The sequence below is a fragment of the Brevibacillus sp. YAE8 genome, from assembly GCF_057543335.1.
The window spans coordinates 34,783-57,810 of sequence record NZ_BAAIYG010000011.1 but is presented as its reverse complement, the minus strand read 5'-3'; the positions used below and the strand labels follow the sequence as shown (position 1 = coordinate 57,810).

Here is a 23,028-nt window from a genome sequence, read left to right as displayed (position 1 = left end):
AAGTGCCAGATTCTCACTGACACGTCCCGTTCTACACTATCCATTTTACTAAATAACTCAACTTCACAGCAGTTCATTCCTTAAATGTAAACTTATGTAATTAAGTGTAAACTTACGCACTCTCACCTTCCCCTTTTACAAGAAGCATAACAACCCCTAGGACATCAGGCAGTGTAGGATACACTCCATTTCCCCAGTTTATTTCGGATATGTTAACGGAAATAACAAAAAGAATCCGCACAAAAAATATACGGATTCAATGATGGATTTTATGTTTTTGCTGGTGCGGCTCCATACCACTACTCGCATTATACATTTTATGCGTCATACTTGATAAACAAAATCGTAGACATTTACCTGGTCAAGAACTAATAAGACAGTCGATAATATTAAACAAACGGCAAACATCTACGGCCCATCTTTATGTCGAAAGAAAGCACGGGGTCATGAGCGTACTTGAGAGCTGAATGGTATCAAATCGGTATCACACCAGAAACAGAAACCACACAGCCCTTGATACGCTTAACATCTACCTATCCGATGCTTCCCTCCATCTCAAACTTAATCAATCTGTTCATCTCCACCGCATACTCCATCGGCAGTTCCTTCGTGAATGGCTCGATGAAGCCCATGACGATCATTTCGGTCGCTTCGGCTTCTGTCAGGCCGCGGCTCATCAGGTAGAAGAGCTGGTCTTCGGACACTTTGGAGACAGTCGCTTCGTGCTCCAGCGTGATGTTGTCGTTCATGATCTCGTTGTACGGGATCGTGTCGGACGTGGACAGTTTATCCAGAATCAGCGTGTCGCACTTGATGTTGGACTTGGAGCCTTCCGACTTGCGCCCAAACTGGGCCAGACCGCGGTAGGTTACTTTTCCGCCGTCGCGGGAGATCGATTTGGAAATGATGGTCGATGTGCAATCCGGTGCCAAGTGAATCATTTTCGCACCTGCGTCCTGGTGCTGGCCTTTGCCTGCTACCGCGATGGACAGGACAGTACCTTTGGCGCGTGGGCCTTTCATGATAACTGCAGGGTATTTCATGGTCAGCTTGGAGCCGATGTTGCCGTCGATCCATTCCATGTTCGCGTCTGCGTAAGCAACCGCGCGTTTGGTCACGAGGTTGTAAACGTTGTTCGACCAGTTTTGGATCGTGGTGTAGCGGCAGCGTGCGCGCTCTTTCACGATGATTTCTACAACGGCGGAGTGCAGGGAATCCGTGCTGTAGATCGGAGCTGTACAGCCCTCTACATAGTGCACGAACGAATCTTCGTCAGCGATAATCAGCGTGCGCTCGAATTGGCCCATGTTTTCCGAGTTGATGCGGAAGTACGCTTGCAGCGGAGTTTCCACTTTTACGCCTTTTGGCACGTAAATGAAGGAGCCGCCGGACCATACAGCCGAGTTCAGCGCCGCAAACTTGTTGTCTGCTGGCGGGATGACGGTCGCGAAGTATTCCTTCACGATATCCGGGTACAGCTTCACTGCCGAATCCATGTCGCAGAACAGAACGCCCAGTTTTTCCAGGTCCTCCTGCATGTTGTGGTAAACGACCTCGGATTCGTATTGAGCGGATACACCCGCGAGGAATTTTTGCTCTGCTTCCGGAATCCCCAGCTTGTCAAAAGTCGCCTTGATTTCTTCCGGCACCTCATCCCAGCTACGGCCTTGCTTTTCCGAAGGCTTTACGTAGTACGTGATGCTGTTGAAATCGAGGTCGTCCAGGTCGCCACCCCATTTCGGCATCGGCATGCTGTTGAAAATGTCCAGGGCTTTCAAGCGGAATTCCAGCATCCACGCCGGCTCATCCTTGATCTTGGAAATTTCCTCGACGATTTCGCGGGTCAGACCCTTTTTCGTCCGGAATACAGAGACGTCCTTGTCGTGAAAGCCGTACTGGTAATCCTGTATCTCAGGGGCTTTTTTAGCCATCGTTGCTCACTCCTTCTTCATTCATGTCCATACCTGGCTGCTATTTCTGCTCTGCCTGCTTGATGCCTTGCTCCAGCGCCTTCCAGGCCAGAGTGGCGCACTTGATGCGCGCCGGGAACTTGGCTACGCCAGACAAAGCTTCGATGTCACCCAGATCAATGGAATCGTCGATCTCTTTGCCCTGCATCATATCGGAAAACTTGTGCGCCAGCTCAAGTGCCTTTTCCACTGGCAGGCCCTTGACCGCATCCGTCATCATCGAAGCGGATGACATGCTGATCGAACAGCCTTCGCCGAGAAACTTCGCGTCCACCACCTTGCCCTCCTCAACCTTCAAGGAGAGCGAGATGCTGTCGCCACAAGTCGGGTTATTCAAATTCACAATGAGTCCGTCGGATTCTTCCAGCTTGCCGCGATTGCGCGGCTTCTGGTAGTGGTCCATAATGACGCGGCGGTATAAATCATCAAGAGAAGACATTGCCGAAATACTCCTTCGTCTTCTTCAATCCCGCTATCAGCACATCTACTTCTTCTTCTGTGTTGTACAGGTAGAAGCTTGCCCGAGCGGTAGCCGTCACATTCAGCCAGCGCATAAGCGGCTGGGCGCAGTGATGGCCCGCACGAACTGCGATTCCGTAGCTGTCCAGCACAGTCGCTAGGTCATGCGGATGTACCGTATCCAGATTGAATGTAATTAAACTGCTGCGGTCCTGCTGCGGGCCGTAAATCGTCAGTCCCTCGATCTCGCGCATTTGCTCCATGGCGTATTTCACCAGATGCTTTTCATGGCGCTCGATGTTTTCCAGACCGATTTCCTGCAAAAAGTCAATCGCTGCCCCGAGTCCGATCGCGCCTGCGATGATCGGCGTGCCGCCCTCGAATTTCCACGGCAGCTCCTTCCACGTAGAGTCGTACTTATCCACGTAGTCGATCATTTCGCCGCCAAATTCCATCGGCTCGACCTGCTCCAGCACCTCGCGTTTGCCGTACAGGACACCGATGCCTGTCGGGCCTGCCATCTTATGCGCAGAAAACGCGTAAAAATCGCAATCCAAATCCTGGACGTCGATTTTTTTGTGCGGAGCGCCCTGGGCCCCGTCCACAAACAGAAGAGCGCCGTGCTGATGCGCGATCTGGGCAATTTCCTTGATCGGAGTAGTATCCCCAAGTACGTTGGAAATATGGTGAATCGCTACGATCTTGGTATTGTCCGTAACCGTTTCTTTTACCGCGTCCAGAGTGACGGTCCCGTCCTCTGCCAGCGGGATGAACTTGAAGGTCGCTCCGGTTGCCTTGGCTGCCTGCTGCCACGGAATGAAATTGGCATGGTGCTCTACCAGCGTTGTGACAATCTCATCCCCAGGCTTCAGAACCAACCGAGCGTAGCCGTAAGCAATCGTGTTGATCGCGGAGGTCGTGCCGCGCGTGAACACGATTTCCGCTGTCTCGCGGGCGTTGATGAAGGCGCGAACCTTCTCTCTCGCGCCCTCGTAGCCGTCAGTCGCTCGGTTGCCCAAGGTGTGCACGCCACGGTGCACGTTGGAGTTGAACTCCTTGTAGTATTTATCCATCGCCTCAATTACCGGAAGCGGCTTTTGAGAGGTTGCTCCATTGTCTAGATAGACGAGCGGGTGCCCGTTTACCTCTTGGTGAAGGATGGGAAAATATTTCCGAAGCTCCTTGGCGTCCATTAGCCTAACTTCCTTTCAAGCGCCTGACGGAGTTTGTTTCTCACTTCTTCCACCGGGATTTCGGACACAACCGGATCGAGGAAGCCGAGAATAATCAGACGTTCTGCGCCCTGACGGGTAATTCCACGCGACATCAGGTAGTAGATGGACTCTTCGCTGAAGCGTCCTACCGAAGCAGCGTGCCCCGCTTTAACGTCATCCTCGTCGATCAACAGGATCGGGTTGGCGTCGCCGCGAGCTTTGTCACTCAGCATCAGGATGTTTTCCGCCTGCACACCGTTTGCTTTTTCAGCGCCTTTTTCGATTTTGGTGATCCCATTCAAAATGCTGACTGCTTCCCCTGTCATAACGGCCTTGCTCACCATGTCCGACTCGGAGTGGGTGCCGATATGTTGAACCTGGGAAGTCAAGTTTTGACGCTGGGAACCTGTCCCTACCGAAATGGATTTGGTCAGTGCATTCGAACCAGTTCCTTTGAGGATGGTTGTGTTGTTGGCAACGGTGTTGCCGTCGTTCATCTCGCCCAAAATCCATTCCATTTTGCCATCGCGGTCAACCGTTGCGCGACGGAAGCTGTAGTCGTGAACCTCTGCGGACAAGGAACGCACAGAAGCTACCTGCACGGATGCGCCTGCCCCTACGAACACTTCGACAATGCTGTTGGCTACCATGCTTTTGCCTTCGCCAGATACGTATGTATCCACGTAGGTCACTTTGCTGTTCGCTTCTGCCACGATCAGCACATGCGGGCAAAGAAGCGCATGGTCGCCAGCGATTTCGTAAACAGCCTGCAACGGTACATCCACTTCCACGTTTTTCGGAACGTAGAGGAAAACGCCGCCGTTTACGACTGCGGCATGTAGCGCGCTCAGCTTGTGCTCGTCTGGCGCCACTACCTGGTGCATGTATTTTTGTACGAGTTCGCCATGGTTTTGCAGCGCGTCAGCCAGCGGAGTAAAAATGACGCCTTGTGCCTTCAGCTCATCTGTCACGGCATGAAAAACGGCGGAAGCATTCTTTTGCACCACCAGGTTTTTCACGCTGTCCACGTCGATTTGCCCTTTTACCAGTTCGCTCAGCTCATTGGCCGACGCGATCTTGGCAGTGGTTTGAAACGGGTCGAACCCGGCAGTATTCCATTTATCAATCTTCGTTTTCTCCAAAGCGGGAAGCGGAAGCTCTCCCGCCGCCTTCAGTCCAGCGAGGCGCTTTTCAAGGAACCAAGCAGGCTCCTGATTAGCTTTGGAGTACTCGGTGATCGCTTCGGAACCGAAGCGGAGCTGTACATCCACACTCATTTCACTGCTGCCTCCTTCTTCCTACACGTTGGCGTTAACGGTTTCGTCCTCGATGCCGAGCTCTTCCTTGATCCAGTCGTAGCCTTCTGCCTCCAGGCGTTCAGCCAGCTCAGGACCACCGGACTTCACGATACGACCTTGCATCATGACGTGTACGAAGTCAGGCTTCACATAGTTCAGCAAACGCTGGTAGTGCGTGATAATCAGGAAACCGCGGTCAGCAGAACGCATTTCGTTTACACCGTTGGCTACGATTTTCAGCGCGTCGATGTCGAGACCGGAGTCGATTTCGTCCAGGATACAGATGCTTGGCTCCAGGAGCATCATTTGCAAAATCTCGTTGCGCTTTTTCTCCCCGCCGGAGAAGCCTTCGTTCAGGTAGCGGTGCGCAAAAGAATCGTCCATTTCCAGCGTGCTCATCTTTTTGTCCATCTCGCGGATGAATTTCATCAGGGAGATTTCGTTGCCTTCGCCACGGCGCGCGTTGATCGCGGAACGCAGGAAGTCGGAGTTGGTTACGCCGCTAATTTCGGATGGGTATTGCATCGCCAGGAACAGACCTGCGCGTGCGCGCTCGTCTACTTCCATTTCCAGAAGGTCGTCGCCGTTGATAAGCACTTCGCCATCGGTTACCTCGTATTTCGGGTGGCCCATCAGCGTAGATGCCAGTGTCGATTTACCGGTACCATTCGGTCCCATGATCGCGTGCACTTCGCCGCCCTTGATTTCCAGGTTCAAACCTTTGAGGATCTCTTTGTCCTCGATCTTGGCGCGAAGGTTTTTTATTTGCAAATGCGGTACTGCTGTCATCTGAATTCCCTCCATACACAAAAGTGAGTTGGTAATTCTCAATCCATTCTCAATAACTATCTTATAATAAGAATAATTATAAATCAAGGAATGAAACATATCTGTATTTTTTATATCATTATATTTAGAAAGTCCGTTTTTGCTTCCAAAAACCTTCCCAAATACAACGGCCACGTAAGCATTTTCTCCCATGCAACTTTTTCCAATACATCGCCTGGCATTTTCCAGGAACTTTTCTCCCGATTCGCCTCCCGAGCGCCACAAAAAAAGGCACAGGTGCGTACAGCCAGTTCAGCAGCTTGCCTCGTGTTGGTTATGTATCCAATCCGCTCGTTTCCATCGCTGAAAAAGCCTCCTATGGAAGCTTACCTGACCCTTTTGCGCGAGTCAAATGGAAAAGCTGTGATAGCGGCCCTGTCCACAGCCTGCTGATTGGCAGCGTTGCCTGGCCGCTCTCGCCTTGGACAAAACAAAACGGCTAGACGCTATTGTCCAGCCGTTTCCTCCATATATATAGCCGTTGCTTACGCTTTTGGACCTGCTTTCGCAATGTCTGTTGCATCCGGGAACTTCTTCTGGAAGTTCTCGATGAAGCGTGCAGCCAGTTCGGCAGCTTGCTTGTCGTAGTCTTCCTTGTTTGCCCATGTGTTGCGCGGCTGAAGCACTTCTGCCGGTACGTTCGGGCAAGTGGTCGGCACTTGTACGCCAAACGTTGGGTCTTCCACGTACTCTACCTTTTCCAGATCGCCGTTCAGCGCTGCCGTTACCATCGCACGCGTGTAGGAGAGCTTCATGCGCTGTCCAACACCGACAGGGCCACCCGTCCAGCCTGTGTTTACGAGATATACTTGCACATCGCGCTCGTCAATTTTTTTGCCGAGCATTTCTGCGTACACAACCGGGTGCAGCGGCAGGAAAGGAGAGCCGAAGCACGTGGAGAACTCGGTTTGCGGAGCCGTTACGCCGCGCTCTGTACCGGCCATTTTGCTCGTGTAGCCGGACAGGAAGTGGTACATCGCCTGCTCTTTGTTCAGTTTGGAGATTGGAGGCAGCACGCCGAACGAATCGGCTGTCAGGAAGATGATGACGTTTGGCTGACCGCCTACACCTGGAATCACAGCGCCGGAGATTGCGTCTACCGGATAGGCTGCGCGCGTATTTTCTGTGTACTTCGTGCTGTCGTAGTCGGCGACATGGGTAGCCGGGTCTACATCTACGTTTTCAAGTACGGTACCGAACTGGATCGCGTTCCAGATTTGCGGTTCGCCCTCTTCGGACAGCTTGACGCATTTTGCATAGCATCCGCCCTCGATGTTGAATACGCCATTGTCAGACCAGCCGTGCTCGTCGTCCCCGATCAGGAAGCGGTTCGGGTCAGCGGACAGCGTTGTTTTGCCTGTACCGGACAGTCCGAAGAACAGGGCGACATCCCCGTCTTTGCCCACGTTGGCCGAGCAGTGCATGGACAAAACGTTGCGCTCAGGCAACAGCATGTTCATGACGCTGAAGATCGACTTTTTCATCTCGCCCGCGTACTCGGTGCCACCGATCAAAACGGTCTTTTGCTCGAAGCTCAGAACGATGAAAGTCTCGGAGTTGGTTCCGTGTACAGATGGATTGGCTTTGAAGCCAGGTGCGTAAAGCACGGTGAACTCAGCCTCGTGTGTCGCCAGCTCCTCTGCAGATGGACGGATGAACAACTGGCGCGCAAACAGGCTGTGCCAAGCGTATTCGGTTACGACCCGGATTGGCAGACGGTAGGTTGTGTCTGCACCAGCAAAACCGTCAAATACAAACAGCTCGCTTTTGCCTTGCAAGTATTGCAGCACGTCCTGCTGGAGTGCCTGGAACTTCTCCGGAGAAATCGGCTGATTCACCGGACCCCAGTTGATCTTATCGTGTACGGAAGCTTCGTCCACCACAAATTTGTCCTTTGGCGAACGGCCGGTAAACTTGCCTGTCAGCGCATTGAGCGCCCCCTTGTCGGTCAAAATCCCTTCGCCACGCTTTACTGCCATCTCAACGAGCCCAGCTACAGGCAGGTTGCGGTAAACCTGTGTAGCTCCCAGAATGTCAGAAAGCTTGTGAACCGTATTGGTTTCCATGTGTGAACGATCTCCTTCCCAAAATGTATATCCAAGTAAAGTAACTTTTCTCAATGTCGTTCGATTTGTAATTAGTATATCACATTCAATCAAATAAGCCACATAATTTTATAATCTCTTGTGGAGAATGTGTGAATAGCCTCCCCAGTAGTTTTCCCCACCCTACAGTATTTCAGTTCTTCGACTCTATGTCCACCCTTTCGTAAATGAATGGATATTTTGAAAATTCGCTGGTCTGACCAGTTGGCGCGACAAAGTGCCTGGACAGCGGCCCGCCTTGATCCGCCAGCCCTGGATGGTGCCTGCGCCATGGCTTACACAAAAAACCCGCTGCATGAGCGGGTCTTCCAGCGCATTCGCTTAGCGGGAGGCATTTTCTCCGAGCTTGTCAAACGTGCGCACGATGACACGGCTGAGAATCTGGACGCCGTCGCGGAGTGCCGACCGTTCGAACTTCATCTGCGGGTGGTGCAGTCCAGGCTGCAAATCGCAGCCGAGAGCCAGCATCGTCGCCTTGATGTGCGGACGTTCTACAGTGTAATAATGAAAGTCTTCCGCTCCCGGGCTGACAGGCGCCGCCTTGAGGTTGTCCACCCCGAGCACGTCGACAATCGCTTGCTCCATCAGCTCCTTCGCTTCCTCATCGACTTCCGCCGCCACCATTCGCGATCCGGCCGTAAGTTCGATCGACGCCTGGTAGGATGTCGCGATCCCATCGATCATCTGGCGGACGCGCCCGACTAGCTCATCCATCGCCTGGTTGGTTTGCGCCCGCAAGTCAAGGGCGAATCTCGCTTTGTCCGGAATGATGTTGTAGCTCTCTCCTCCGGCTTGCAGCATGGTCATTTTCACTGTCGCCGGAACCATCGGATTGATGTGAATTTGTCCGATCCCGGAAATGATCGCACCCGCGACTTCAATCGCGTTGATTCCGAGGTGCGGCCTTGCTCCGTGTGCAGATACGCCTGTAATTTCTCCGTACAAAAACATCGCGGCGCCGTTGTAGATGGCTGGCCCCGCCGTCCCGTTCGCCATTTCCTGAATCGGGCGCAGATGGACGCCGTACAAATAGTCGATGTCGTCCACGACGCCTTTTTCCACGAGCTTCAAGGCGCCTGTTCCTTTTTCCTCAGCGGGCTGGAACAAAACTTTCAGCGTGCCCGGAGGCTTGTACCCGGAAGCGATCAACGCCTCTACCGTTTCGACAATCATGGTCATGTGCGCGTCATGCCCGCAGGAATGATTGGCGCGCCACTCTCCGTCTACTTCCTGCCACAGCGCGTCGATATCGGTGCGCAGCCCGACGACAGGCTTCCCTTCTCCCCACTCCGCGACAAGCCCTGTACAATCTGCAAAAGTAGTGACTGCAAGCCCCAATGCTTGCATTCTCTCGGCCAAGTACTTCGTCGTCTCGACTTCCTGCCAGCTAATTTCCGGATTCGCGTGCAAGTGACTGAATGTTTCGTCAATGTTTCGCGCACGTGCAGCGACTGTTTCTTTCAACGCCAAGCTATCAGACATATTTGCGCCTCCCCCATCGTTTCTTCCTCATTATAGCACATGCGGGCGCCTTTATTTGGAAACGGGATCAGCCAGCTTTTATTTGCACGTCAAGCGCAAAATCGCATCCAGCTTCAACTGGTCGCGCAATGTCCCTGCTATTTTCACCTGCTGCTTGGCCAAGGTGTAGACCAGCTCGTCTCCGCCAAACAGCATCTCCATCTGCCGCTCGCCGCCCCTGACGATCAGATCGGCGGACTGCTCCTCCTCCCAGACGCCTGCCGAAATGCTGCCTTTTGATATCGTGAGTTGCCAGCGCGACTGCGTGTCGTCGACGACGATCCCGATCCGCTTTTCCCAGCCTGCTGTCATATAGTGCAAATGCGTTTTCTTTTGTAGGCGCTCGCCTACCTCGTAAAGCAGTCTGCCAATTCCGATCATAAAAATCCGTCCCCCTCTCTTCTCCCATTGGGTTCGTGGCTCGCTCAGTCGAATCCTTTGGCGAGGGATGAGAACCACTGTCGGGTCTTGTCAGGGCGGCCGACTTTTTCTCGACAGGCTTTTTCATCTGTTGCGCAAAAACGAAAAGAGCACCCGCGGCCGCAGATGCTCTTCTGATCCATCCGTTATTCATCAAATTCGTCTTTATCCAGTCGGACTTCCAGATGGTGACCATCCGGTGTCTCAAAATACAAATTGTAGCTCGTAGGCTGCGTGATCGGGCCACGGTAGCAAATGTTTTCCGCCTCGAGCTTGTCGACCAGATAGTCGAGCTCAGCGCGGCTCGTTACCGAGAAAGCGAGGTGATCGACCTGCCCTACGCCGCCTTTGCCTTCCGCCCCGTCGTGCGGATGGAGACCGATCCGTGTGTATGTGCCGATTTGAAAGTAGACAGGCGCTCCTTCCACCATATTCTCTTCCGGGATGGGGACTTCCAAAATGTCCTTAAAAAACCGAGCTACCTTCACGACATCGCTGCAATTCAATGCGATGTGGTGAACGCCTTTCAAATGAAACATTCACACTGCCTCCCACGTCAACTAAAGGTCATGCGCTTTTTTGCGACACCTGCTTGCGTTTATTGTACTGCTTCAGTCGCTCGCTTAACCGTTTTAAACGAATCATGAGTGCTTCGCGCCACTCTTCATCCTTTAACTCCTTGGCAATACCGAGCAAATCCAAGGAGATATCAATCTGCTGCTTCAAAACATCGGCGAAGCTGGCTGCTTCATCCGTCATGGTACAATTCTCAAACAACTCCGATGTATTGTCAACACTCACAAAATCGGCGAAATCGACTTCGGGCGCCTGATCCCCTTGAGCATATTCTACTAAAATTTCGTACTCTCCCTCAATACCGGGATGAACCTCAATTCTGTCACAAACAGGACAAAACATGATGGGGACATTGTGTACAAGCGTTTTATAATGACGGACTGAGCCTACGGAACCTACCATTCCTGCACCGCAACAAAAACTCATAAATAGTCTCCCTCCTTCTTCGCCAAACAGCGAAAGCGTTAGAAGCGTCTGGTCGAAACTCTCTGTCTGTATCCGCATTGTAACCCGTAATCCCTCTGCTGCTCTACCGCAAAAAGATACCAATCGGTTTATGGCAAAACAAATTGTCATACCATTGTACTCGATTTGCCTGCGTTTGAACACCGTTTTCTGATTAGTTTGAAGTTTTTGTCGGTACATGCCTAAAAATCGTGCAAAGAAGTTCGAATCACGCCGATAAAGAGAATAGTTAGTCAGCTAGTCACAATAAAAGGAGAGCGGTTTTATGTTTCGTTTTAAAAGTCTTCGCGCCCGGACACTTGCGATTACCCTTCCAGTCATTGTCCTTACCTTAGTACTTCTGATGAGCATGGCCTTCATGTTTTCCCACGCCCAGTTGAACAAGGAACTGACGGAGAAGATGAACTACCAGTTGGACGTGCTCGGCAGCAAAGTGGAGAAAGAACTGGAAGCACACAGCAAGGTGACGCTGAACATGGCGCGCGTCATCGAAATGAGCCCCATTACTTATTCGCTGGAGCAGTTGGATTCCCTGCTGAGCAAAACAGTTCTCGTCAACGAAACGTCTGTTGGCATGGGAATTTTCATGGAGCCTTACGCTTTTGATCCGAGCAAGCAGTTCGTTGCTACTTACGCTGCCAAAAAAGACGGCAAGGTGAGCATTACGTACGAGTACAGTACATCGTCCTATAACTATCCTGAGCAAGAGTGGTACAAGATCGGTGCGTCGACCCAAAAACCGACAAATTACTCACCGCCGTACTATGACGAGATTTCCAAAGTCTCCATGACGACAGTCGTAGCTCCGTTTTACTCCCCAGACAAAAAGCTTTTGGGTGTAGCGACAGACGACATCACGCTCACGGATATTCAAGCGATGGTCTCGGGTACAAAAGTAGGCGAGACGGGCTGGGCCTTTTTGCTGGATCAGAACGGCAAGTACTTGTCCCATCCCCAGTCGGACAAGCTGATGGTCCAATCCGTGCAAACCGACAGCAACGCGTCGCTCGCAGAGATCGGCCCCGCTCTTCTCGCTGAAAATGAAGGCATGACAACTTTTTCCGATGACAATGGCGTCAATCGCGTCTATTTCCAAAAAATCCCTGACACAAATTGGACTATCGCGCTCGTCATGCCGGAAAATGAATTTGCCAAGCCTCTGAACGCTCTGGCTTACCGGCTTCTCGCTGTCAGTCTGCTTGGGCTGTTGATCCTGATTGCCGTCATTTATTTTTTCAGCAAGTATTTGACCGGACAAATCAACAAGGCCAACCAGCTTTCTCAAGCTCTCTCCTCCGGCGATTTCACCGCTACGATGGACGTCAAGACAGCCGATGAAATGGGCGTCATGGCAAGCCGCTTCAATACGATGACCGCCACCTTGCGCGAAACGCTCAGCCAGGTCAGCTACAGCGCCCAGCAAGTCGCCGCTACTTCCGAACAACTGATGGCGAGCGCAGAGCAGACGAGCAAAGCGACGGAGCAAATTGCCCAGTCTGTGCAGGAGATCGCCTACGGAACAGAGCAGCAGGTGGACGCGACCAATCAGGGCAGCGATGTCATCAACGAAATCGCCCAGCATATTTCGTTGATGGAAAAAGGCATCGAGGAAGTCAGCTCCTCTACTCGCGATGCCAATCGCCAGGCTGCAGAAGGAAACCAGATGGCCGCGAAGACAGTGGAGCACATGACGGTAATTCACGGACAAATGGAGCAAACCGCAGCGGTGGTCAACGCACTTGGACAGCGCTCCCAGGAAATCGGCCAAATGATCGCGCTGATTACCTCGATTGCCAGCCAGACCAACCTGCTTGCCTTAAACGCAGCGATCGAAGCCGCCAGAGCCGGGGAGCAAGGACGAGGCTTTGCCGTTGTCGCTGACGAAGTGCGCAAGTTGGCGGAACAGTCCAGCTCGGCCGCCGAACAGGTGAGCAGCCTCGTCACGGACATTCAGCGCGATACCGAATCGGCCATCTCCGCCATGAGCCACGGCTCCATCATCCTCGGGGAAGGCATGACGCTGGTCACCGCGACCGGAACCGCCTTCGAGCAAATTTCCGACTCTACCGCCCACTTGCTTACCCGCACAGACGAAGTGTCGGCGGAAATGAAAAAAATCAGCCAGGAAATGCAAACGATCGTCGCAGCGATCGACCATATTTCGCAAATCGCCATCCAGTCCGCCGGCAATTCGCAAACCGTCGCAGCGGCAGCAGAAGAGCAAAACGCGTCGATGGAAGAAATTTCCGCAGCCGTGACCATGCTCGCGAAGATGGCAGAAGAGCTGAACGATACGGTGCGCTCGTTTAAGCTTAGGTAGTGGTTTGAGGTTTTGACGTTTTATCATAGAAAGGCTTCGCCAAGCTTTAGCGGCTCGGCGAAGCCTTTTTTCTTTTGTATCTGCCTTTAAGCGTCCACCTTGAACCCGCTTCCCTGAATCCTCCACTTTGGACGCGGTTTTCCTTTTTCCCCGCAGGCGGCCAGTCTCCGCTTCCTCGCTAGAGGCCCAAGTACCTGTAGCGTTTTCTCCTGTTTCCTCCCTCCACTGCGGCAACGGTCGACTGGCTTTTGCCAAAAAGCTAAAAAAGCCAGAGCAACAATGCCCCGGCTTTTTGTGTGTCTGCAAACTATTCTTTTACCATTGCCTCGTACTTGTCGGCATCCAGCAGCTTGTCCAGCTCGGCTGTGTCGGACAGCTCGACAGCGATCATCCAGGCCTGCTCATAAGGCGAAGAGTTCACCAGTTCTGGTGCGTCTTCCAGTTCGCCGTTTACTTCCACTACTTTGCCAGATACAGGAGCGTACAGCTCGGAAACGGTCTTTACCGATTCCACACTGCCAAATGGCTCATCCTGTTGAATTGTCGAGCCTACCTCTGGCAACTCGACAAACACGATGTCACCCAGCTCTGATTGAGCAAAAGCGGTGATTCCGATATACGCTTTGTTGCCTTCTACTCGCACCCACTCATGCTCTTCACTGTAACGTAGATTTTTCGGGAATTCCATCGTTTACATATCCTCCTATCGGGTACAATCCATTACACATACATAATTAGACGAACATTCTAGGATTCCTCTTCGCTCCACAAAATTCTGAACAGACGTTTTGGGGACCAGCTTGAAACCCTTTTCGCCTGCCAGAAAATGGCGCGCTGGAGCCTCTCGTCAAACAGGCCAAAAACAGAGACATGTCCATCCGGCAGCGCATCGACCTTTTCGTCGACGACCGCAAGCGAATACCTCAGGCCATGCTCCGCAATCGCCTGTTTCCTCACTTCAATATCTGTAGCTTTTTCCAAATCCGGCACAGGAATACGTGTAACTTTCAAACCATTCGCCGACGCCGATTTGCCACACCGTCCCTCATTTGCCGGCCAGCCTGCGCCTATGCCCCTGTTTTTCTCGCCAAAATGCCTGACTCCGCAATCGAGCGAGCGGCCTGGCGCAATACTTCCGGGCTTTGCACGAGCGCAATCCGGACGTAGCCTTCCCCTTCGTCGCCAAAGGCGCTACCAGGAATGACGACCACCCCTGCCTCCTCCAATAGCGCAATGGCAAACTCGCGGGACGTCCAGCCAGTTGGCACGGGTGCCCAGACGAACATCGTCGCTTTCGGCGGCACAATGTCCCAGCCCGCCTCGGCCAGTGCTGCCAGCAAGACGTCGCGGCGCTCCTGATAGACAGGGCCGACGCTGCTCTTGCCGCCTGCTTCCCGGTCCATGCGCAAAGCCGCGACCGCCATCTGCTGGACAGGCAAAAAGACGCCGTAGTCGACATTCGACTTGACGATGGCCAGCGGCTTGATGATCTCGCTGTTGCCGACTACATACGCAATGCGGCAGCCTGCCATGTTAAAGCTCTTGGAAAACGAATTGAACTCGATCCCGACCTCTTTGGCTCCCGGCGCTTGCAGGAAGCTGGGCGGGCGATAGCCGTCAAAAGCCATCTCCGAATAAGCGAGGTCGTGCACGACGATGATGTCGTGACGCTTGGCGAATGCGACGACCTCTGCAAAAAAGTCGACGGTGGCCACAGCCGATACAGGATTGTTCGGATAGTTCAGAATCATGAACTTCGCACGAGCCGCGATCTCGTCCGGGATGTCTGCGAGCCTGGGCAAAAAGCCGTTTTCCGCGCGCAGCGGCATCCGGTAAGGAATCGCCCCGGCCAGATGCACGCTCCCCTCGTAAATCGGGTAGCCGGGGTCAGGCACGAGCACGATGTCGCCCGGATCGGTCCAGGCCAAAGCAAAGTGCGCGAGTCCATCCTGCGAGCCCATCAAGGAATGAACCTCGCCGTCTGGCGCAAGCTCCACGCCAAAGCGGTATTGATACCAGCGCGCCACTTCTTCGCGAAAAGCTCCGGTACCCTCGCTCAAGGCGTAGCCAAATGCGCCCGGCTGTCTGGCAGCAGCGAGCAATGTTTCGAGCAACTGGTCTTCAGGCGGTTGGTCCGGGCTGCCGATACTCAAGTCGTACACGGTCCTTTTCTTCGCGACTTCTTTTTTTCGCGCAGCCATCTCGGAAAAAATCGCGGCAGACAAGTTTTGCAGTCTTTTGGACGGTTGGCGCATTCCCTACTTGCCTCCCCACGCTTTTTCCAGCTCGTCTTCCTTGAAGCCCAGCGTCACCGTATCATCGCTCGCCAAGAGAGGGCGCTTGATGAGCTTTCCGTTGGAAGCGAGCAAGTCAAGCATTTCCTCGTCTGTCATCGTCGGCAGCTTGTCCTTTAACCCAAGCTCGCGGTATTGCACGCCGCTGACATTGAAAAACTTGCGCAGGTCAAGTCCGCTCGTCTGCCAAATCCGACGAAGCTCTTCCTTGGAAGGCGGCGCATCGACAATCGGCACTTCCTCGAAGCTCACCTTGTGGTCTGTCAGCCATTTTTTCGCTTTGCGGCATGTATCGCATTTGCTGTACAAATACGCTTTCATGGTCATGGTCGATTCCCTCGCTTTTCGTTATGTAGTCATTCTCTCTTGTAAAAGAATACCACACCGTCCTGGACAATGTTTGCCTGCTTGAAAAAAACGGCAGCCCCACTTCAACGGCTGCCGTTTTTCGCGTTTTGCTCTGCTGTTAGTGGCCCGGGCTTTTGGACGGATCGGCTTTTGCGCCTTCCGTCTCGACGGCTTCGGCCCCGGGGTTCACCTGCCACATCTGGGCAAGCGGCGAATAAGGCACCCCTAGCTGCTTGTCGTTTTGCGCTTCTACCGCTTCCGCCAAAGTCCCCGTCAACGGCTGGGTGTACTCGATTTCTCCATCCACGAAAAAGCTCCCCCTTCAGCTTGGCCTGCTTTTTTAAGTGTGGGGAGTTTGCCTGAACTTATGCAGAGTGGCTTGCCTTGATCTCTACCTGGTAGCCGGCGTGCTTTCGCACCTGGAAAACGCCGTTCTCAAAAATCAGGTACTGCGCCTTGACGCCGATCAGCCGCCCGCCGAGCTGCTCCTCTTTGTCCAACGTTTTCGAGTTGATCTTGTCCAGCGACTCCAAAATCGGATATGTAATATCCACCCATTCGTCTTCCCTGTATTGGAAAGGTTTGAACGGTTCGGGAAAATGGCTGTACACCTCGTCGCGCATAGCAATCAGGTCGATTTCCTTGACGTCGCCCTTGAGCATTTTGCGCCAGTTGGTCTTGTCCGGCAAAAACTGGCTAAGATGGTACTCCAGTTCTCCCGCCATCCGGCGCGTCGGCACTTCCGCAATCGGAATCGCGCGAATCGCCCCCTGATCGACCCAGCGTTTGAGCTGGTTGTGCTTGCGCGTCAGTCCGACCTTGATGTCGCTGGAAACTGCCAGATAGACGTAGTGCGGGATCATGCAGTATTGCTCGCCGAAGCTCTCGTCCCGGCACGTCCCTTGGTCAAAATGACATTCGTGCGGCTTGACGATGCACAAGTCATTTTCCGGCAGTTTGGTAAAACAGGGGTAGCAGTACCCGCTGTTGAACGTTTTGTTCGTTTTGCGCCCGCAGGCGATGCAATTTTTTTGGCCCAGATAGGAAATGGTCAGTTCGCTGCCGAGCCATTCATTTAAAGGCAGACGGTCTTCGCCGATGTTCAAATAGTAGTCGACCGGCTTTTCTCTCCCGTGATAATCGTGGCTCAGACCGTGCAAAATACCGCGGAGTTCCACTTCATTCTCTCCTCTCCCATGTACAGTCCTCTCATTTTAACATATCGCCTGTGCGCACCGGGCGCTGTTTTCTTTTGGCAGCATGTTTTCCAGAGCGGAGGGTGAACCTAAACTATCTCAATCAAAAGGAGGGCGTCCGTCATGAGCCGCGTCGTGCTGTATGCTTTGTTGCTTGCCTGCCTGCTCGGCTACGGGATATCTCCTGTTACGGCCCGGGAACTGCTCCCCTCTTACGAACCGATTCACCGGATCGACACGAACAAAAAGGTAGTCGCCCTGACCTTTGACGACGGTCCGGATGCCACCTACACCCCGAAAATTTTGGAGGTGCTCCATAAAAACCGGGTGCCCGCCACCTTTTTCGTGCTCGGCTCCCAGGTGGACAAGCATCCAAAGGTGCTGCAATGGATTTACAAGGCCGGACACGAGATCGGCAATCACGGCTACCACCATTTTGACTTAAACAAGCTGACAGAGCACGAGGTGTACGAGGACATCAAGCAAGCAGAGCGCTCCATCCTGAGGACGACGGGCATTCTCGCCCAATACTACCGTCCCGCCGGGGGTGTCATGACCCACGACGTCATGAACGCCGTCCAGGCGAGCGGGTACGACATCATTCACTGGTCGGTCGATCCGCGAGACTGGTCGCTGGCGAGAACGGCGTCTGTCATTGCGAAAACCGTGAAAAGCAACGTGTCGTCCGGCGACATCATTTTGTTTCACGATGGCGGCCTGAACCAGAAGCAAACCGTGGCCGCCCTGCAGGAGCTAATCAGTGACCTGCGCTCGCAAGGCTACCGCTTTGTCACCGTATCGCAACTGCTCGATGAGGCCAAGTAATAGGCACCAACGCCTCGCTCTTTCGCGAAGCAACTGGTGCCTTGCCTTTTGCCTTTTAGGCCAGAACTTTTCCGAGGAAAGAACGCAGCCGCTCGTGGCTGGTGTTGTCAAAAAGTTCCTCGGGGCTTCCTTCTGCCATAATCACGCCCTGATCCATGAAAATGATGCGGTCGCCGACTTCCCGCGCAAATCCCATCTCGTGCGTGACCACGACCATCGTCATCCCTTCCTTGGCCAAGTTTTTGATGACGGTCAGCACCTCACCCACCAGCTCCGGGTCGAGGGCGGAGGTCGGCTCGTCGAACAGCATGACTTTCGGGTTCATCGCCAGCGCGCGGGCAATCGCCACCCGCTGCATCTGGCCCCCGGACAACCGCTCCGGGTACACGTCGGCCTTGTCTTCCAGCCCGACCTTTTTCAGAAGCGCCAGACCCTGCTTGCGCGCTTCTTCTTGCGCGAGCTTTTTGACCTTGATCGGCGCCAGCATGACGTTTTCCAGAACCGTTTTATGCGGAAACAGGTTGAAGCGCTGGAACACCATCCCGACTTCTTCCCTGACCTTGTTGATATCTGTCTTGGGGTCTGACAAGTCATGCCCGTTAATGACGATCCTCCCGCCCGTCATTTGCTCCAGTTGGTTCAGACAGCGCAAAAAAGTACTTTTGCCCGAGCCCGACGGCCCGATGACACACACGACTTCCTTTTCCGCCACCTGTGTCGTAATTCCTTTTAACACCTGAAGCTCTCCGTAGCTTTTCGTCAAATCGGTCACTTGAATAATCATGGTCATCCCCCTAATTGCGGTAAATGCGTTTGCTGTAATCTATGTAACTATATTGTACCGCAATAGTTTGAAAATTGCACAAATAGTCTCTCGCCCAGTTTTTGCACTCCCTGTTTTTCCAAGCCCGGCCCGATGCGTAACTCTTCCCCTCGCGGCTCATGCTAAGGGGGGAGGTGGTTTTCATGCAACGAAAAAAATGGGTGGCGCTCCTGATCGTGCTGGTCGTCTTTGTCGCGGGAATAACGGTAGAAGGCTTGGCCGGAAGCTACAAGGAGCTGGCCGACACCCCCGGATTCTCCTGGGAGGAAAACGTCGTGTACGGGTCAGGCAGCAACAAAATTGTGCAGTTGTTCGTAAACGGCGTCATTTCCGGGGAGCCGAACGCTTCCGGGATGCCTTCGATGGCAGAACTGCTCGCCGAGCAACTGCGGCGGGTCGAGGAAGACGACATGGTCAAGGCGCTCGTGCTCAGGATCGACAGCCCTGGCGGCGAGGTCGTCGCCACGGATGAGTTGCATACCCGGCTGATGCGGCTCAAGCAGTTGCGCGACATCCCGATCGTCGTCAGCATGGGCTCGACCGCTGCGTCGGGTGGCTACTACCTGGCAACGGCTGGCGATGCGATTTTTGCCAATCCGAATACATTGACCGGGAGTCTCGGCGTCATTTTTCAACTGTTTAATTACAACGAGGCCGCAGCCAAGCTGGGCGTCAAACAGTACGCGATCAAAAGCGGGCGCTACAAAGACATCGGCAGCCCGGCGCGCCCTTTGACCGATCCCGAGCGGCAAATTTTCCAGTCGCTGGTCAACGAGAGCTACCGAAAATTCGTCGATGTAATCGTCAAAGGCCGCAATCTCTCCCGCCAGCGCGTCTTAGAAATTGCCGATGGCCGCGTCTACTCCGGCGAGCAAGCCAAGCTGCTCGGACTGATCGACGAATTTGGCGATCTGGAAGAAGCGACCCGGCATGCACTCTCGCTCTCTGGCGAGCAGGAAGCGATGGTCGTGCGCTACAATGACCAGCTCTCCATCAGCAAGCTGTTGTTCAGCCTGAAGCAGCACTGGTCCAACCCTGATCCGCTCGGGCTTGCGCAGCTCGTGCAGCGCCAAAGCTCGCCGCGGCTCCTGTACCAATTCATCCCGTCGTTTTAAAAAGGAGTGAGAGGAATGAGCGACCTCATGGCAAGGCAAGAGCCGGACGGCTGGCAGGAGCCGCCTCGCGAGCACCACTTCGCAGGCTTTTGGATACGCGTAGCGGCCTCCCTGCTGGACTCCCTGTTTCTGGTCGGCGTCAGCCTGCTCGTGTTCAATCCGCTGCGGCGCGCCATGGGCGTATCCGGCGACTTTTTTTCGTTGATCGATCTGATGGAGGCGCTGTTCGGACTGTTGTACATGATCCTTCTGACCTGGTGGACGGGACAGACGTTGGGCAAGCTGATTACCGGAATCCGGGTCATTAGTGCCAGACAGTCCCGGGGCAACCTGTCGGGCGGCCAGGTCATTCTGCGCGAAGTGATTGGCAAGTTTTTGTCCACGCTGCCTTTTGGGCTCGGCTATTTGTGGGTGGCATGGAATCCGCAAAAGCAAGGCTGGCATGACTTGCTCGCGAAAACATACGTCGTCTACGACCGCAAAACGTGAAACCTCCGATCGTCTATTCGGAGGTTTTTCCTTTTTTCGTAACAGATTTGCTTCCTTTGACTCTGTTTTTGGCCCGTCTTTGCACTGATACTGGTAACAACCAAGGCAATTCCACTTCGAGGAGGTAGACATATGCACAAGAAAAAAGCAATCAGCATCCTCGCCTTAGGTCTTTCACTGGCTCTGCTCGGCCAGTTGTCACCCGTTTTTGGCGTGTCCGCTGCTCCTGTCGCAGCCGCAGAGCAAGCAGTCAAATCGGTGTCCACGTACGGCATCCAGCTCGGAATGAGCGCCGCTCAGGTCGAGCAAAAGCTGGGCAAGCCCGCAGGCAAAGACCCGAGCCACACCGGAGTAGAATGGTGGATCTACAACAAAGATTTGAACAACTACATAGAGGTGGGCATCCAAAACAGCAAAGTCGTCACGCTGTTTACGAACGGAGCGAAGATCAATATCGGGGGAATCACGATCGGTTCCACCACCAAAGCGTTGCAGGAGGCATGGGGAGCGCCACAGAACACTCTGGCTATTACTCCATCGCTGCGCATCCAGGACAATACGCTCAAACATCCGACTTATCTTCAAAACAATCAGGTCATCACCTTTTCCATCGATCAACTGGGCGGCAACAAAGTCGCAGGTGTCCGCATCTCCACGCCAGAGCACTTCGCCACGATCGCCATGGGCCTGATGTACCCGATTGTCTATACACAGTTGCCGGCACAGCCGAAGCTGACAGACGCCCAGATCAAGCAAGCCGCCATCGCTTATGAGAAAGAAAATTTCGACTTGCTGAACGTCGCTCGGCTGCGCGCCAAATTGCCTGTCCTGACCTGGGACGAGCAGGTCGCGGCTGTCGCCAGGGCGCACAGCAACGACATGGCGCAGCACAACTACTTCAGCCACACCTCGCCGACGACGGGAAGCCCGTTTGACCGCCTGAAAAAAGCAGGCATCCGCTACAGCTACGCGGGCGAAAACATCGCCTACGGCCAACTGGACGGCATTGAAGTCCACATGGGCTGGATGAACTCCTCCGGCCATCGGCAAAATCTTTTGAATCAAAACTTCAAACAGTTGGGCGTCGGTGTCGTCATCAAAGACGGCCGCCCGTTCTACACGCAAAACTTCGTCTCGAAGTAAGCGCTCGCGAAAAAAGACACGCCAGCACAATCGCTTGGCGTGTCTTTTGTTGCTCTAACGAAGACTTCTTGCCTCATCCACGGACAGAGTCGAAGTTACTGCTGCGCAGCCGCATTCGTAGCAGGAGTTGGCGGCGGAACCTGCCCCTCTTCGGAAAAAAACGGGATGATGACCAGACTGAGAACGAAAAACAAAATCCAGACGATCCCCCGCTTGAATATGCACGGAGTCAGCATCGGGTCAACCCCTTCCAAAAAAACAATTCTTCTATAGTAATACGCTTCCCTCCCCTGCGCCCGTTTATGCTTTTTTACGAAGAAAACTTACAGTTCAGCAAAAATAATTGGGAAACCCCGGCAGCACAAAAAGCCATCCTCCACACATGCAGAGAATGGCTTCGTTTTTGGCATCCATCAGCCTTGTTTTTGCAATGGCAGCAGATAGCCCTCTGCCTGGGACTTGCTGTTTCGGGCAAACAGGCAGGCGGCGGCGAAGACCACGAGAAGCGCCCCCATCAGCCAAAACATCGTCCACGGCTCCCACAGCTCCATGAGCACGCCGTTGACGTTTGGCGCGAGAATGCTCGCGATCCCGAAGTTGATGCCCGCAATAATTCCCGCAGTCGGCACCATGGCGGCAGGCAAAATATCGGCCGAATAGGCCAGACCGAGCGAGTAAAACGATCCGACTGCCGCCCCGGCAAGCGCGAGCAGCAGCATCATCAGCCAGACGTTTTCCCCGGCCAGCGGGAACAGGAAAAAGGCAATCCCCCCGACAAGCGCACAGGCGAGCATCACTTGCCTGCGCCCGATCCGGTCGCTCAGCGTCCCGAGCGGCATTTGCAAAATAATGCTGCCGACTACAAACGACGGCAAAATCAGGGAAACCCACTCCAGCGACAAGCCTGTGCGCAACGCGTAGACCGGAAAGCTGCCGTTCAAAGACGTCTCCATGAACCCGTATAAAAAGGAAGGAATCAGCGACAGCCAGCCGATGCGCAGCACGGTGGCGTATTTGTTTTGTTTCTTTTCCGTTTGCTTGAGCTGTTCGGGATATTCGTTTTTAATCCGCGACAAAAGCACAAAAGCTACGGCGTACAAAAAAAGCAAGACGCCAAACGGCACCCACAGCCCGAGCGGCAACAAATTCAAGCCAAGCGGCCCGATGCTGAAGCCGACGCCATACGCCAGCCCGTACAGGGACAGGTCGCGTCCCCGCGTTTGCGGCGCGGCGATTTTCGTCACCCACATCTGGCTGGAGTAGTGCAGGCTGGAATCGCCAATCCCCATCAGCATGCGCAACACAAACCAGACAGCCAGGTGGCTGAACAGCGGGATGAGGGCAGTCGCAATCGTGAGCAGCAGCATTCCCCACAAAATCGTGGAACGGTAGCCGATCCGCCTCAGCGGAATTTCCAGCAAAGGCGAGACGAGCACCATCCCCACGTACAGAGCGGCGGCGTTCAGCCCGTTCATGACCGACGACACGCCCTGCTTTTCCAACAGCACAGCCAAAAGCGGAATGCTCAAGCCTTGGCTCAAGCCCGAGATGGCTACCACCAGGATCAACACCCAGAAGGTGTATCTCGACGAAGACATGGTGTTGAAGCTCCTTTCCCC

The 23,028-nt window shown here is 53.8% G+C and carries 24 protein-coding genes; 5 read left to right on the top strand and 19 right to left on the bottom strand.

The genetic code is table 11. The annotated features are described in order from the left end of the window. Nucleotides 1–533 precede the first annotated feature (533 nt). The 10 genes from sufB to AC27IT_RS15065 form a co-directional block, all read right to left on the bottom strand. Nucleotides 534–1,931: a Fe-S cluster assembly protein SufB gene (gene sufB / locus AC27IT_RS15110; protein ID WP_025844056.1), complete on the bottom strand. Its 1,398-nt coding sequence runs from the start codon at nucleotides 1,929–1,931 to the stop codon at nucleotides 534–536. A 40-nt stretch (nucleotides 1,932–1,971) separates the two neighbouring features. Further along, nucleotides 1,972–2,409, bottom strand: coding sequence for a Fe-S cluster assembly sulfur transfer protein SufU (sufU, locus tag AC27IT_RS15105; protein WP_005832076.1), 438 nt, complete (start codon nucleotides 2,407–2,409; stop codon nucleotides 1,972–1,974). Then, entirely contained in the window at nucleotides 2,396–3,622 is a 1,227-nt protein-coding gene (locus AC27IT_RS15100; protein WP_007780199.1) for a cysteine desulfurase, read from the bottom strand. Before AC27IT_RS15100 ends, sufU begins: the two co-directional genes overlap by 14 nt. Further along, nucleotides 3,622–4,920, bottom strand: coding sequence for a Fe-S cluster assembly protein SufD (sufD, locus tag AC27IT_RS15095; protein ID WP_005832073.1), 1,299 nt, complete (start codon nucleotides 4,918–4,920; stop codon nucleotides 3,622–3,624). The genes AC27IT_RS15100 and sufD overlap by 1 nt, the downstream gene beginning before the upstream one ends. A gap of 21 nt (nucleotides 4,921–4,941) precedes the next feature. Next, on the bottom strand, nucleotides 4,942–5,730 hold the full coding sequence (sufC, locus tag AC27IT_RS15090) for a Fe-S cluster assembly ATPase SufC (RefSeq protein WP_005832072.1): 789 nt from the start codon (nucleotides 5,728–5,730) through the stop codon (nucleotides 4,942–4,944). A gap of 524 nt (nucleotides 5,731–6,254) precedes the next feature. Continuing rightward, nucleotides 6,255–7,835: a phosphoenolpyruvate carboxykinase (ATP) gene (pckA, locus tag AC27IT_RS15085; protein ID WP_005826578.1), complete on the bottom strand. Its 1,581-nt coding sequence runs from the start codon at nucleotides 7,833–7,835 to the stop codon at nucleotides 6,255–6,257. A 360-nt stretch (nucleotides 7,836–8,195) separates the two neighbouring features. Next, nucleotides 8,196–9,356 carry a M20 peptidase aminoacylase family protein gene (locus tag AC27IT_RS15080; protein WP_221842300.1) on the bottom strand — a complete coding sequence of 387 codons (1,161 nt, stop codon included), beginning with the start codon at nucleotides 9,354–9,356 and terminating at the stop codon, nucleotides 8,196–8,198. 78 nt (nucleotides 9,357–9,434) lie between these two features. Next, on the bottom strand, nucleotides 9,435–9,776 hold the full coding sequence (locus tag AC27IT_RS15075) for a hypothetical protein (protein WP_005826582.1): 342 nt from the start codon (nucleotides 9,774–9,776) through the stop codon (nucleotides 9,435–9,437). A 185-nt stretch (nucleotides 9,777–9,961) separates the two neighbouring features. Beyond that, nucleotides 9,962–10,354: a VOC family protein gene (locus AC27IT_RS15070; RefSeq protein ID WP_005826584.1), complete on the bottom strand. Its 393-nt coding sequence runs from the start codon at nucleotides 10,352–10,354 to the stop codon at nucleotides 9,962–9,964. A gap of 28 nt (nucleotides 10,355–10,382) precedes the next feature. Continuing rightward, nucleotides 10,383–10,817, bottom strand: coding sequence for a hypothetical protein (locus AC27IT_RS15065; protein WP_005826586.1), 435 nt, complete (start codon nucleotides 10,815–10,817; stop codon nucleotides 10,383–10,385). Nucleotides 10,818–11,121: 304 nt separating this feature from the next. On the opposite strand from AC27IT_RS15065, the gene AC27IT_RS15060 reads away from it, so the two are divergent. Further along, on the top strand, nucleotides 11,122–13,176 hold the full coding sequence (locus AC27IT_RS15060) for a methyl-accepting chemotaxis protein (protein WP_007780223.1): 2,055 nt from the start codon (nucleotides 11,122–11,124) through the stop codon (nucleotides 13,174–13,176). A gap of 307 nt (nucleotides 13,177–13,483) precedes the next feature. Here AC27IT_RS15060 and gcvH read toward each other — a convergent pair whose 3' ends face one another. The 6 genes from gcvH to AC27IT_RS15030 form a co-directional block, all read right to left on the bottom strand. Further along, entirely contained in the window at nucleotides 13,484–13,864 is a 381-nt protein-coding gene (gene gcvH, locus AC27IT_RS15055; RefSeq protein ID WP_005826591.1) for a glycine cleavage system protein GcvH, read from the bottom strand. A gap of 59 nt (nucleotides 13,865–13,923) precedes the next feature. Then, nucleotides 13,924–14,187 carry a hypothetical protein gene (locus tag AC27IT_RS15050; protein ID WP_005826592.1) on the bottom strand — a complete coding sequence of 88 codons (264 nt, stop codon included), beginning with the start codon at nucleotides 14,185–14,187 and terminating at the stop codon, nucleotides 13,924–13,926. 56 nt (nucleotides 14,188–14,243) lie between these two features. Next, nucleotides 14,244–15,431, bottom strand: a complete 1,188-nt coding sequence (locus tag AC27IT_RS15045) for an aminotransferase class I/II-fold pyridoxal phosphate-dependent enzyme (RefSeq protein WP_025844052.1) — start codon at nucleotides 15,429–15,431, stop codon at nucleotides 14,244–14,246. 3 nt (nucleotides 15,432–15,434) lie between these two features. Then, nucleotides 15,435–15,797 (bottom strand): arsenate reductase family protein, encoded by a 363-nt coding sequence (locus AC27IT_RS15040; RefSeq protein WP_005826597.1) that lies wholly within the window; start codon nucleotides 15,795–15,797, stop codon nucleotides 15,435–15,437. 139 nt (nucleotides 15,798–15,936) lie between these two features. Next, nucleotides 15,937–16,125, bottom strand: a complete 189-nt coding sequence (locus tag AC27IT_RS15035) for a hypothetical protein (RefSeq protein ID WP_005826599.1) — start codon at nucleotides 16,123–16,125, stop codon at nucleotides 15,937–15,939. 58 nt (nucleotides 16,126–16,183) lie between these two features. Next, nucleotides 16,184–16,996, bottom strand: a complete 813-nt coding sequence (locus AC27IT_RS15030; protein WP_005826602.1) for a DUF2797 domain-containing protein — start codon at nucleotides 16,994–16,996, stop codon at nucleotides 16,184–16,186. Between the two features lie 141 nt (nucleotides 16,997–17,137). On the opposite strand from AC27IT_RS15030, the gene AC27IT_RS15025 reads away from it, so the two are divergent. Then, nucleotides 17,138–17,839: a polysaccharide deacetylase family protein gene (locus AC27IT_RS15025; protein ID WP_005826604.1), complete on the top strand. Its 702-nt coding sequence runs from the start codon at nucleotides 17,138–17,140 to the stop codon at nucleotides 17,837–17,839. Between the two features lie 55 nt (nucleotides 17,840–17,894). Here AC27IT_RS15025 and AC27IT_RS15020 read toward each other — a convergent pair whose 3' ends face one another. Beyond that, a complete protein-coding gene (locus tag AC27IT_RS15020; protein ID WP_005826607.1) occupies nucleotides 17,895–18,623 on the bottom strand; it encodes an amino acid ABC transporter ATP-binding protein in 729 nt (242 codons plus the stop codon). A gap of 182 nt (nucleotides 18,624–18,805) precedes the next feature. Here AC27IT_RS15020 and sppA point away from each other — a divergent pair, with 182 nt between their 5' ends. The 3 genes from sppA (at nucleotide 18,806) to AC27IT_RS15005 (ending at nucleotide 21,409) form a co-directional block, all read left to right on the top strand. After that, nucleotides 18,806–19,777 carry a signal peptide peptidase SppA gene (sppA, locus tag AC27IT_RS15015; RefSeq protein WP_005826609.1) on the top strand — a complete coding sequence of 324 codons (972 nt, stop codon included), beginning with the start codon at nucleotides 18,806–18,808 and terminating at the stop codon, nucleotides 19,775–19,777. A 15-nt stretch (nucleotides 19,778–19,792) separates the two neighbouring features. Next, nucleotides 19,793–20,266 (top strand): RDD family protein, encoded by a 474-nt coding sequence (locus AC27IT_RS15010; protein ID WP_007776457.1) that lies wholly within the window; start codon nucleotides 19,793–19,795, stop codon nucleotides 20,264–20,266. Between the two features lie 132 nt (nucleotides 20,267–20,398). Further along, the gene (locus AC27IT_RS15005) at nucleotides 20,399–21,409 is read left to right on the top strand and encodes a CAP domain-containing protein (protein WP_487091885.1); all 1,011 of its coding nucleotides are present in this window, start codon (nucleotides 20,399–20,401) and stop codon (nucleotides 21,407–21,409) included. A gap of 95 nt (nucleotides 21,410–21,504) precedes the next feature. Here the strand turns inward: AC27IT_RS15005 and AC27IT_RS15000 are convergent, their stop codons facing one another. Together AC27IT_RS15000 and AC27IT_RS14995 are read right to left on the bottom strand one after the other, a co-directional pair. Further along, nucleotides 21,505–21,645, bottom strand: coding sequence for a hypothetical protein (locus AC27IT_RS15000; RefSeq protein WP_167333240.1), 141 nt, complete (start codon nucleotides 21,643–21,645; stop codon nucleotides 21,505–21,507). 177 nt (nucleotides 21,646–21,822) lie between these two features. After that, nucleotides 21,823–23,007 (bottom strand): MFS transporter, encoded by a 1,185-nt coding sequence (locus AC27IT_RS14995; RefSeq protein ID WP_487091884.1) that lies wholly within the window; start codon nucleotides 23,005–23,007, stop codon nucleotides 21,823–21,825. Between the last annotated feature and the right edge of the window lie 21 nt (nucleotides 23,008–23,028).

Excerpts from the sequence above, each read along its gene's own strand:
- sufB (WP_025844056.1), bottom strand. The coding sequence starts at position 1,931 with ATGGCTAAAAAAGCCCCTGAGATACAGGATTACCAGTACGGCTTTCAC.
- sufU (WP_005832076.1), bottom strand. The coding sequence starts at position 2,409 with ATGTCTTCTCTTGATGATTTATACCGCCGCGTCATTATGGACCACTAC.
- AC27IT_RS15100 (WP_007780199.1), bottom strand. The coding sequence starts at position 3,622 with ATGGACGCCAAGGAGCTTCGGAAATATTTTCCCATCCTTCACCAAGAG.
- sufD (WP_005832073.1), bottom strand. The coding sequence starts at position 4,920 with ATGAGTGTGGATGTACAGCTCCGCTTCGGTTCCGAAGCGATCACCGAG.
- sufC (WP_005832072.1), bottom strand. The coding sequence starts at position 5,730 with ATGACAGCAGTACCGCATTTGCAAATAAAAAACCTTCGCGCCAAGATC.
- pckA (WP_005826578.1), bottom strand. The coding sequence starts at position 7,835 with ATGGAAACCAATACGGTTCACAAGCTTTCTGACATTCTGGGAGCTACA.
- AC27IT_RS15080 (WP_221842300.1), bottom strand. The coding sequence starts at position 9,356 with ATGTCTGATAGCTTGGCGTTGAAAGAAACAGTCGCTGCACGTGCGCGA.
- AC27IT_RS15075 (WP_005826582.1), bottom strand. The coding sequence starts at position 9,776 with ATGATCGGAATTGGCAGACTGCTTTACGAGGTAGGCGAGCGCCTACAA.
- AC27IT_RS15070 (WP_005826584.1), bottom strand. The coding sequence starts at position 10,354 with ATGTTTCATTTGAAAGGCGTTCACCACATCGCATTGAATTGCAGCGAT.
- AC27IT_RS15065 (WP_005826586.1), bottom strand. The coding sequence starts at position 10,817 with ATGAGTTTTTGTTGCGGTGCAGGAATGGTAGGTTCCGTAGGCTCAGTC.
- AC27IT_RS15060 (WP_007780223.1), top strand. The coding sequence starts at position 11,122 with ATGTTTCGTTTTAAAAGTCTTCGCGCCCGGACACTTGCGATTACCCTT.
- gcvH (WP_005826591.1), bottom strand. The coding sequence starts at position 13,864 with ATGGAATTCCCGAAAAATCTACGTTACAGTGAAGAGCATGAGTGGGTG.
- AC27IT_RS15045 (WP_025844052.1), bottom strand. The coding sequence starts at position 15,431 with ATGCGCCAACCGTCCAAAAGACTGCAAAACTTGTCTGCCGCGATTTTT.
- AC27IT_RS15040 (WP_005826597.1), bottom strand. The coding sequence starts at position 15,797 with ATGACCATGAAAGCGTATTTGTACAGCAAATGCGATACATGCCGCAAA.
- AC27IT_RS15025 (WP_005826604.1), top strand. The coding sequence starts at position 17,138 with ATGAGCCGCGTCGTGCTGTATGCTTTGTTGCTTGCCTGCCTGCTCGGC.
- AC27IT_RS15020 (WP_005826607.1), bottom strand. The coding sequence starts at position 18,623 with ATGATTATTCAAGTGACCGATTTGACGAAAAGCTACGGAGAGCTTCAG.
- sppA (WP_005826609.1), top strand. The coding sequence starts at position 18,806 with ATGCAACGAAAAAAATGGGTGGCGCTCCTGATCGTGCTGGTCGTCTTT.
- AC27IT_RS15010 (WP_007776457.1), top strand. The coding sequence starts at position 19,793 with ATGAGCGACCTCATGGCAAGGCAAGAGCCGGACGGCTGGCAGGAGCCG.
- AC27IT_RS15005 (WP_487091885.1), top strand. The coding sequence starts at position 20,399 with ATGCACAAGAAAAAAGCAATCAGCATCCTCGCCTTAGGTCTTTCACTG.
- AC27IT_RS15000 (WP_167333240.1), bottom strand. The coding sequence starts at position 21,645 with ATGCTGACTCCGTGCATATTCAAGCGGGGGATCGTCTGGATTTTGTTT.
- AC27IT_RS14995 (WP_487091884.1), bottom strand. The coding sequence starts at position 23,007 with ATGTCTTCGTCGAGATACACCTTCTGGGTGTTGATCCTGGTGGTAGCC.